Genomic DNA, 10,286 nt, shown 5'->3' with positions numbered 1-10,286 from the left:
TAAATTGAGCAATCTCTTCTACACCTGCTTTTAGTACTGATTCAGATGTAGGGAAGGACTGTAAAGTTCTTAATGAAATCTCAGCGTATAAATCATCAAAATTGAAATTAACATAATATCACAATTGAAAGGTGGGTATACAATTGAGTAAAGAATTTTATGTCTATCATCTAGTGACTCGTAAAAAAATGAAATTAGGTCAAGTCATTCATTTTGATGAAAACCAACCAAATACGCTCTACAATTTCTTTTTCGAAAAAAATCAAGTAAACACGCAGGGTGAAGATTTTATTCAAATATTGCAGAAAAACTTTAATTGTAATGGTTTGCAATTAAATGCTGAAGATACAGAGGTTACAGTCAAATACGTAGACCAAACAATTAGGGCAATACGTGAAACTATAGTTGAAATGGTTCGTCTACAGGAGTTTCCTGAATATCCTTCAAGATTATCTTGCCTATATGCTGCAAAGACTTACGAAGAAGTATTGAAATGGAAAGCAGTTTTTGAATCATATAATCGTAAAATCAACAAATTGTAAAACTTAAAGTTAAAGGAAATTATTTCGAGGGAGATGGAGAATTATTACCACGAGTGGATGCAATCCCATTCTCTCAAAAGATTGAACAAGCAAAAGCGTATTGGAATGGTAATAAGAATAATGAACTTCCTGAGTTACTTATTAACGGAAAAATTGAAGTTATAGAAATTTTACAGAACAACTAATAAAACATACAACAAAAACACTCCCGATATCATGAATTGGGAGCGGAAGAGGCGATACGTAGACGAGACAATCGCTCGAAATAAAAAAGACGCTAACCTATTTGGTCGTCCTTTTTTTCTAATACAAGTAAATCACTTATTTCAACATCTAATGCCTCACACAAAGCACCGATTGTGTCACGTTGATATTGTTTTGTATCATCATTATATAATCGTCTCACGGTTTCTACTGGCAAATCAGCTTTGCGAGCACACTCGCGAATAGAAAGACCTCTTCGATCTAGTATTACTTTTAAGTTGGACATAACGCGCATAATATATAGCCTCCAATGTTTTTTCTATATTATACGATAATTTATTCGAAAAAACTACGGAATGTAGTCGTCGTAAGATAAGTATATCGAATACGACAACTTTTTATACCTATATGACTATGGAACGTGTTCGTTGAATGAAAAGGAGGAGTTTCAATTGCAAACAAGAGAGAGGCCCAATTGTAACCTCTATGCTCAATTCCTTGGCAATTGCGGTTAGTTTGTCGGTAGGCGGCTTAGTAGTACATGTTATGAAATGGTATTTTAAAACTTATAAAAAGAAATCTAAAGCATACGGTTGGTGGGGACCTATAAAATCCTACGAGTACATTAAACTTTGGTGAGGACAAAAAAATGATAACACGTTTACTTTTTCTTAGTCTAGCAATCACAACCCTTATATGTTACTATCATGTTTTGTTAATATTTGGAGGTGTGAAAAAGAGTAGTAGATGGTTTTTTGTATTATTATTAATCATTACGATTATTGGTAGTATTGCTACATCTATAACTTATTTTTTCTTTTTTCCTGAGGAACCACTTTTCAACTTTTATTAATCAAGGGACAAATTAATTGATACACATGATCCCCTAATTAAATAATTAGGGGATTAGATTGAATCCATATTTAAAAGGATTTAGTAAGAAATATAGCATTTCATTTTTTGAACAGAATTCTATTCTTAAAGTAAATTATAAAAAAGGGTATGTTCCAAAAGGCAAAGATTCACGTTTATTTTCTTTTGACTATCAATACTTAGACAGTTTTTATAAAAAGAAGAAAATTAAGACAAGAATGTGGCACTATCATATTAATGATCCGAAATACCACTATGTGTTCAAATCGAATTGGCAATATTCAAAAGGGTATCGATTTACTTCTAAATATTATATTTGGGTATGGTAGAATCTAAGTGAAAATCTAATGAAACAAAACGTATAAATAGAATGTAGTGAAATACTTTTAGCAGAATCAGTTGGTACATCAGTATTTATAGTTTATAGAAAGAGGGTAAAAAGTGAATATAGAGATTGGGTATATTAAAAACACGCGTTTAATCACTGAGATCACTGATGATTTCCATATCTCATTAAATGAAATAAATGAAAATATAAATATGATTAATTTTTCAATGCTACAAATACCAAATTTGAAAAAAGAAAGATTTGTTAAGTTGTTGTTCAGCTTAACAAATGTCCCCTTTTATATGTATATCGAATTGAATAACTCAGATGAAAAAGAATTTGAAAATCAGCTTATAAAAAATAACAATATCTTTGTCAAAAAAATTACTACTAAAAGTAAAACTTATTTTGAAGTAACTATTCAAAAATTAATAGATCTTGAAAAAATAATGGATGATTTTATTTATCAAATTTGTGTAGGTAATCAAGTATTGTTTTCAACAAATAAATCAAACCTTCAGTTCAATAAAAAAATAGACGTAATTGGATTCTCAAAAGTGGAAATTATTCATGTAGATATAACGATAAGAGAAAATACAAGTGTTATCTTCATTGGAAACGATGCAAATGAAATGTTTCTTTTATCCAAAAATAAACAATATGCTAACATAAAGAATTTGAAAAACTTATTACCTGATTTTGTGCAGTTTACGCATCAAGATTTTGATTGAGATGGCAAGCGATTGCTTCTTTGTTGGGAAACAGCAGGTGGAGAAGCTTTACCCAACGGAATTTAACAAGCCTAAAAGAATGGAGGAATATATAATCATCATTATAAAATGCTATATGAACTGAAGATTTTCCTTTGACAATGTTCATACAATAGCGAATAACTCAACCTTTATGTTTTTGACTGTAACAAATACAAATTTCAGGTCTTCAGCAGGATATAAATTCATATTCTTTCCAGTTTTTTATTTTAATTGCTTTGTATAAGCTATGTTTATATGGTTTCATAGCTATTATGGTATTCCAGAAGAGATGCGGAACAGAATAAAGAGTGGGAAGAGAAGGGCTTACTAACTGTTATTGATGCCAACATTTTTTGGGGTTGGGTTGTTTAAAATGAATGTAAAAAACGATCATAAAGAAAAGATTAAAATGAGTGCAAAGAAGAAAGTATTGTTAGGTATCATTTTAACTTTGATAATTATTAGCCTTTTTCTTTCTTTGATTTTACTTATTAATTCGAGATGGATAGCGGCTTTGAATCTATTTATCGTTTTTCTTTGGGGAGTATATTTATTTTCTGATTAGTAAAAGATACAAATGGAATGGTTAAAAGTTCATTTTAAAAAATTAGATGAAATTTAAACAATATCTAATACAAAAAAAGCACAATCTTAAATTGAATAGGGCCTATTAATTTCCAAGTAAATTAAAAAACCTGAGCAAATCGCCCAGGTCTACATCAATCTTTGTGCATTAATTTCAAAATGAAACTTACGACAAAAATCAACACGATAGAACCAATTAAAGTTGGGAAAATATAAAAGTCACTTAGTGTAGGACCCCACTTACCTAATAATTTCCCACCTATCCAAGCACCAATAATACCTGCAATAATATTACCTATAATTCCACCTGGGATATCCTTACCGATGATCAGACTTGCTAACCATCCTAGAATACCGCCGATAATTAGAAACCAAATAAAACTAAACATGTTAAACCTCCTTTAAAATTTCATTATTCCCATATTATCTAAAAATATAAATACGAATTAAAACGCTTTAGATTAATCCTGAAGCATTAGTAACACATCGTTACAAATTTGAAAATATGAATAATGTATACGAAACATTTAGAAAACGCATTAAAAATTATTTTAATTATTATTGATTTCAAATAATTACAAAGAAAGCCCTTAAAGTGAGTGATAACTTTAAGGGCTTTCTGAATATTAGAAAAGTTCTTGATTAGCAATTAAAAAAAGATTTGGCGTTTTTTTTTGTAGCACAAATACAATTAAAAGTGTTAACTTTTTTCAACCACATAAAGTTGCTTATAATATCGAACATTATTGGCAAAACTAAAAAGTACCAATAAAAATTAAAGGGTGCAATGTAAAAAACATATGCACAATTAGTATAATATATGTTATTTTCTTGCCGATGAATGTCATCGGTTAAAAACCATGTAACTATTATTCCATCATTATTAAAAGTTGCAGAGTGACCTTGTCATATTAGCCACTGTGGTTATATTCCTTGGCTTTTTTATTTTAGTTTATATTCATGATAAATCAGAACGAGAGCCGATTAAAGATTAGTTAAAAAGAAGAATAGTTAAAGTTGTCTTTTCCATTGTGTTCTATATTATTGCGATTGTAGCTTTCTTTTCAGGAAGAGCATCTAAAAAGCCCCAAAACAAATAATTAGTAGAAAGTAGTGGAGTGGTATGGAATCGGCCAAAAAACCAATAGATATAAACACCTTGAGGGAGTTATTTCAAAAGTCTGCGGATGTTCATTTTCAATCGTATACATTCCATCAACATAAAGTGCATTTCATTACATGCGATGCAATGATTGACCAACAGCTATTAAATGAAGTTATTGTCCAAAGAGTTCAAAACGTCATAGCAAACTTAGCGGAGGAATCTTTGGAAAGTGCAGTAGTAGCTAAATTATATATACCAAATTTATTAAAAGTAGAAAATAAGGAAGACGCCATATTACGTGTGTATACCGGCCATCTACTAATTTATTTTGAAGATGAATTTCTCTTATTTTCTAGCAATATTGCTAAAAAGCCGAATCGGAAACCTGAAGAGACACGTATGGAGATGGTAATAAAAGGGCCGAGAGATAATTTCATTGAAGATATATCAGTAAATATTGCTATTATAAGGAAGAGATTACCTACAAATTCATTGAGCGTAGAAAAATTCGAATTGGGCGATCGTTCAAAAACGTCAGTAGCCGTCCTTTATTTTGATGATATTGCCAATAAAAAAATATTGCATGAAATCAAAAATGAGCTAAACAAAGTCGATACAGATATCGTTTGGAGCGGAAACTTGTTAATGGAACGTATTATTACAAGTGGGATGCTCTTTCCAAGAATAGATTATACAGGTAGGCCAGATCATGCTATTCAATCTCTTGTCAGAGGACGTTTTATTATACTAGTAGACGGGACTGCTTATGCTGTCATTACGCCAGTTAATATGTTTTTACTCTTAAAGTCGGGTGAGGATAACGAAAATACTACCGTCTTTAGTTCATTTGAGCGGGTAATACGTGTATTAAGTTTATTAATTGGATTACTTCTACCGGCCTTTTTTCTTGCTTTAACGACTTTTCATCAAGATCAGTTACCTCTGCAATTGCTAGCGACAATTGTCCAATTGAATACAGGATTACCTCTTCCATCCGCAATCGAAATGCTACTTATGCTGCTCATGTTTGAGTTGTTCCGTGAAGCAGGCATGCGCCTTCCAACAGCCATAGGTGGAACAATTAGTGTTGTAGGTGGGCTAATTATAGGAGATGCTGCTATTCGAGCAGGGGTAACAAGTCCAGCGACTGTTGTGGTTATAGCTATTTCAACCATTTCAACATTTACGTTAATAAATGAGTCACTCGTTTCTGCAATAAGTGTCTTACGTATTTGTTTCATCGTAGCTACTGGTTTTTTGGGTCTTTTTGGTTTTTTTATGTCACTTTTCTTTACGCTCTTTTATCTATCAAGTATACGAACATTTGGTGTTCCCTACATGAATATTGCAACAGATTTAAGTTGGTCAACAATCACAAAATCCCTATTTCGACTTCCGCAAAAATATTATAATAAACGGCCAAATATGTTAGATCCACAAGATAAAACACGGACAAAAGAGGACGAAAATGAATAAGGGACTATTGATAATAGTGATCATACTCTCGACTCTCCTTACGGGTTGTTGGGATGTAAATGATCCTGAACAAGTGTTATATATTCATGGTATAGGTGTTGATTTCAAGGATGGACAGTATGAAGTATATGCTCAAGTTATTGATTTTTCTAATACTGCAAAAAATGAACTTACAGTTAATAAGCCTACGCAGTCTGAAGTTGGGTATGCCACAGGTAAAACCGTTAGTGAAGCGGTTTTTAAATTATATCATTCAATGGATGCAAAGGTTTTTTGGGGTTTTGTTTCGTATATCATTTTCTCTGAAGAAGCTTTGAAAAACGAAAGAGCCAATCATATTATTGACACTTTTATTCGTTATAGGGAAACGAGATATCAAATTTGGGTGTACGGTACTACGGGGTCTGTAAAAGATATACTTTTAACTACTCCGAACCTTAATAAATCCCTTGTGTTATCAGAGTTAGGAAACCCAGAGAATTCATATGAACAAGAATCCTTTATTAAACCAATCAATTTTCGAACATTGATAATTGGACTGAATGAGCCAAATCATGAAATAAGTATACCTTTCGTTTCTATAAAAAAATGGGAGACGGAACAAGAGGTCAAAAATGAGGCTGTATTATCGGGAGTTGGTGTGCTTTCTCCTCATGAGTTTAAAGGTTTTATCTCAGCAGAACAGGTACGAGGATTGCAATGGATGTCGGAAGATACAAAGAGAGGAGAAGTTACGGCCACGGTAGGTTCGAATAAAGAACAACACTTGACAGTAGTAATAGACAAAGTAAAGGTAAAAGTGAAACCAATCGTTAGTAAAGATAAAGTGAAGTTTGATATAGATATAAAACTTAATGCGAACATTGGGGAGTTTCAGAAAAAAGTACCGATCGATGAAGTTCGAAAAGAGGTAATAAAGGAAGTTAAAAAAGAAATTAACGATACTTATAAAGAGGCACTGGAAAACGATGCAGACATCTATCGATTATCAGAGTACTTATATCGGAAAAATGTAAGGGCGTGGAAAAAGTTTCAGAAGAACGGAAAAGTTGAGTTAAATAAGGATTCCATGAAGCTCAGTGTTAAAATTAATAAATTCAAAACCCAAAGAAAATCATTTAAGGATACGATTGATAAATAAAGAAGTCAGTCTTAGATAACACCTCTTTACAACAAAGCTAAGAATTAATAATTATGTTTGGAATATGGAGAAATTTAAAGAGTGGCAAGCTGTATTATCGGCTGTCACTCTTTCTTTAGTTAGGGAAGTGTGGGATTTAATGTTTTAAAACAGATAATTTATTGATAATTATGGATAGTGAAATTTCTATTCTACTTCGGCTATGCTACGATAGATTTTGTTAGAAAATTTAGTTTTTTGTATTTTTTAATATCTATGGAGGAATGCTCTTATGACAAAAACAACCTTTGCATTAATAGGAACAGGCGTTATTGGAGAGCGTATCATTAATCAGATTTTGGCTAATTCTAATTGTGAAATTGTGTCTGTATTCGATGAGAACAAAATAAGGTTACAGGAAATTGCAACAAAGTATCATCTTCCGGTTGCCCAAAACTTAGACGAGCTTTTGGTAACACGTCCAACTTGAGTTTATATCGGAACTCCTCCTTCCAGTCATGCATCTTTAGCTGAAAAAATAGCTGAGCTTGGATTGAATATTCTTTCTGAAAAGCCACTTGCTCATGATACGGAAGACGGAATGAAGATGGTAACAGCAGCAGCTAATGCAAATGTGCAAACAGCGATGCATTTTCCGCTAATGTACAGTCCATCAGTACATAGTTTAAAACAAGAAATTATGACAGCTTCACTTGGTGAAATTGTTAGTATTGAACTACATAAGTATTTTCCAGAGTGGCCACGAAAATGGCAGTAAAATCCGTGGATTGCTTCGAGGGAGCAAGGTGGTTTTATAAGAGAAATTTTCCCACATTACCTTCAAGTGATGTATCACTTATTTGGTGATTTAACGATTCTTTCTCACGAGACAACCTATCCACACGAATTAGAACTATGCGAAACAGGTGTATCAGCTTTGGCTAAAACAGAAAGTGGTATCCCTATTATGTTGAATGGCTTAACAGGAATCGGACAGCAAGAGCGTATAGATTTCAAGATTTTTCGGTACGAAAAAAGTGATTACACTTTGAAATTGGTCGGAGCTATGGGTAAGCAAAATGAGTGAAGAGGCTGTCCAAATGATACCGGCAATAGAGCCTATTTCACTACTAGATGCTTGTCATAGCTTGTTAAATGGCGGAGAGGCACAGACAGTATCATTTGAAGAAGGTTTAAAGGTGCAAAATTGGATTGACCAGTTATTAAGATAAAACCAACAATGCGGAAAAATTAGTCCAGTTCCTAAAAACCTTAGGAGATCACTATTGACGCCAATAAAGTAGTATCAGGACTTATGTTTAAAAAAGTTCAAAAATTCACTTGTAAAGTTGTTGAACTTAAATATTTAACAGTTAAAATTTGCCGAAAACTTTGAACAAAAGCATCACATTAAATAGGGTCAGCCCCTATTTAATGTGATGCCTTTTTGTTCATTTAAAAAATTGCAAGCATGTACATTTGATTTTTAGAGGCGTTAATAAATAAGTATTAAAGATATAAATATTTTGTTTTATATACACAGAGATTATGAAAAAGGATAAAAAGTGGTATAGTTTATCGCGTGTTTTTTTGAAATCAATGTCTACTGAAAAACATAAATTATTATATTTAAATAATTTATTGTATTGGTATAATTATTGATGCTTTAGTTTAAAATCAACTAGATATTACGTTATTAGCTATATAAAAAGTGAATATTCCAAAAAATAAATTAATAATTAATGAATATTCGTTTTTTGAATATAATGTTATAATGTAGTGTGAGATACTTTACATATCAAGTTTGTTTTGATAATATCTGTAGAGAAAAATTTGAAATAAATGACTTAAATTGAGTTGATTCATTTAGAATTAGTTCTTACTTTAACTATATGTAGGAGGATAAATATGAACTTTGTTTTTTTAGTTACAGGTTTACTGTTTGTATTTTTGATGGGTTATATATTTAGTTATAACCGAAAAGATATACGAGTACGTCCGATTGCAATGATGATAATAGCGCAGTTATCTCTAAGTTTCTTTATACTTAACACAACAATTGGTTTGAGCATTATTGGCGCTGTATCAAAATTATTTGATACATTAATGGGATACGGTGTAGAAGGTGTAAACTTTGTATTTGGTGGTATGGAAAATCAGCCAGGAGCTGTATTTTTCTTAAACGTACTATTACCAATTGTTTTCATCTCTGTCCTTATTGGAATATTAAATTTCATTAAGGTACTCCCAATCTTTATTAAATATGTAGGGATTGCTATGAGCAAACTCAATGGTATGGGTAAGTTAGAAAACTATATAGCTGTATCATCTGCTTTGTTTGGACAATCAGAGGTATTTTTAACTACGAAAGAGCAGTTAAACAAAATTTCTAAACGACGTTTGTATACGTTGTGTACTTCTGCGATGAGTGCTGTAAGCGTTTCCGTAATCGGTGCATACATGACTATGTTAGAACCTAAATATGTTGTAGTGGGGATTATCATAAATATTTTCTCAGCATTGATTGTTGCGAACTTACTGAATCCTTATGAGTTAAAACCAGAGGAAGATTATACGGTTATCAGCGATGAATCTGAACACAAAGAAAAAGAATCTTTCTTCCAAATGATCAGTGAAGCAATAATGGATGGCTTTAAAGTAGCAGTTATTGTAGGTGCTATGTTGATTGGATTTATTGCATTAATGGCGATGATTAACAATCTTTTTGATCTAGTGTTCCACATTTCATTCCAAGATATCCTTGGTTATGTGTTTGCTCCAATTGCTTTCATCATGGGTATTCCTTGGTCTGAAGCTGTTACAGCAGGTGGTATTATGGCGACTAAACTTGTAACGAATGAATTCGTAGCGATTCTTAGTTTCCAAGATATTGCAGCAAATTTATCGGATAAAACAGAAGCGATTGTATCTGTATTCTTAGTAAGTTTTGCAAACTTTAGTTCAATTGGGATTATTACAGGTGCGGTTAAAGCCCTAAATGATAAACGAGGATCAGAAGTTGCATCATTTGGTCTGAAACTACTCTTCGGATCAACGCTTGCATCTATCTTATCTGCTACATTAGTTGGTTTATTTATCTAATTAGTTTTGTTAAATAATGCTACAATTTGTATTTGATGATAGGTGAATCAATTTCATAAATCGTATTTTTTTAGAGCACAGACTACTCCCATAGTACAAAATCCGTTTTTAAAAATTAAGCTACGTTTGGTTGTTCACGTAAAGCTTGATTGATACGATCGACTGCTAGTTTGCTCGCGTTGTAAATCAGTGTAATCAA

At 32.0% G+C, this 10,286-nt stretch carries 9 protein-coding genes and 2 pseudogenes; 9 read left to right on the top strand and 2 right to left on the bottom strand.

What is annotated here, in order from left to right; genetic code table 11:
* Positions 1-188 precede the first annotated feature (188 nt).
* Positions 189-727, top strand: a pseudogene (locus ACQKMD_RS20875) (DUF2441 domain-containing protein).
* 92 nt (positions 728-819) lie between these two features.
* Here the strand turns inward: ACQKMD_RS20875 and ACQKMD_RS20870 are convergent.
* Positions 820-1,041, bottom strand: coding sequence for a helix-turn-helix domain-containing protein (locus ACQKMD_RS20870; RefSeq protein ID WP_427754405.1), 222 nt, complete (start codon positions 1,039-1,041; stop codon positions 820-822).
* A gap of 616 nt (positions 1,042-1,657) precedes the next feature.
* Here ACQKMD_RS20870 and ACQKMD_RS20865 point away from each other — a divergent pair.
* Positions 1,658-1,948 (top strand): hypothetical protein, encoded by a 291-nt coding sequence (locus ACQKMD_RS20865; RefSeq protein WP_427754403.1) that lies wholly within the window; start codon positions 1,658-1,660, stop codon positions 1,946-1,948.
* Between the two features lie 112 nt (positions 1,949-2,060).
* Positions 2,061-2,678 carry a hypothetical protein gene (locus tag ACQKMD_RS20860; protein ID WP_427754402.1) on the top strand — a complete coding sequence of 206 codons (618 nt, stop codon included), beginning with the start codon at positions 2,061-2,063 and terminating at the stop codon, positions 2,676-2,678.
* 740 nt (positions 2,679-3,418) lie between these two features.
* Here ACQKMD_RS20860 and ACQKMD_RS20855 read toward each other — a convergent pair.
* Positions 3,419-3,673, bottom strand: coding sequence for a GlsB/YeaQ/YmgE family stress response membrane protein (locus tag ACQKMD_RS20855; protein ID WP_427754400.1), 255 nt, complete (start codon positions 3,671-3,673; stop codon positions 3,419-3,421).
* A gap of 734 nt (positions 3,674-4,407) precedes the next feature.
* Between ACQKMD_RS20855 and ACQKMD_RS20850 the strand changes: the two genes are divergently transcribed.
* The 6 genes and pseudogenes from ACQKMD_RS20850 to ACQKMD_RS20825 all read left to right on the top strand — a co-directional run bounded on the left by ACQKMD_RS20850 (position 4,408) and on the right by ACQKMD_RS20825 (position 10,087).
* Positions 4,408-5,865 (top strand): spore germination protein, encoded by a 1,458-nt coding sequence (locus tag ACQKMD_RS20850; RefSeq protein ID WP_427754398.1) that lies wholly within the window; start codon positions 4,408-4,410, stop codon positions 5,863-5,865.
* Positions 5,858-7,006, top strand: coding sequence for a Ger(x)C family spore germination protein (locus ACQKMD_RS20845; RefSeq protein WP_427754396.1), 1,149 nt, complete (start codon positions 5,858-5,860; stop codon positions 7,004-7,006). Before ACQKMD_RS20850 ends, ACQKMD_RS20845 begins: the two co-directional genes overlap by 8 nt.
* A gap of 271 nt (positions 7,007-7,277) precedes the next feature.
* Positions 7,278-7,763, top strand: a pseudogene (locus tag ACQKMD_RS20840) (Gfo/Idh/MocA family protein).
* Positions 7,764-7,922: 159 nt separating this feature from the next.
* Entirely contained in the window at positions 7,923-8,072 is a 150-nt protein-coding gene (locus ACQKMD_RS20835; protein ID WP_427754394.1) for a hypothetical protein, read from the top strand.
* A 13-nt stretch (positions 8,073-8,085) separates the two neighbouring features.
* The gene (locus ACQKMD_RS20830; protein WP_427754392.1) at positions 8,086-8,217 is read left to right on the top strand and encodes a hypothetical protein; all 132 of its coding nucleotides are present in this window, start codon (positions 8,086-8,088) and stop codon (positions 8,215-8,217) included.
* A 676-nt stretch (positions 8,218-8,893) separates the two neighbouring features.
* Positions 8,894-10,087 (top strand): NupC/NupG family nucleoside CNT transporter, encoded by a 1,194-nt coding sequence (locus ACQKMD_RS20825; protein WP_427754390.1) that lies wholly within the window; start codon positions 8,894-8,896, stop codon positions 10,085-10,087.
* The last annotated feature ends 199 nt before the right edge of the window (positions 10,088-10,286 follow it).

The organism is Viridibacillus sp. NPDC096237, from assembly GCF_050278625.1.
Lineage (GTDB): Bacteria > Bacillota > Bacilli > Bacillales_A > Planococcaceae > Viridibacillus.
Note: the sequence above shows the minus strand (reverse complement) of the source record. Positions and strands in the feature narration are given on the sequence as shown.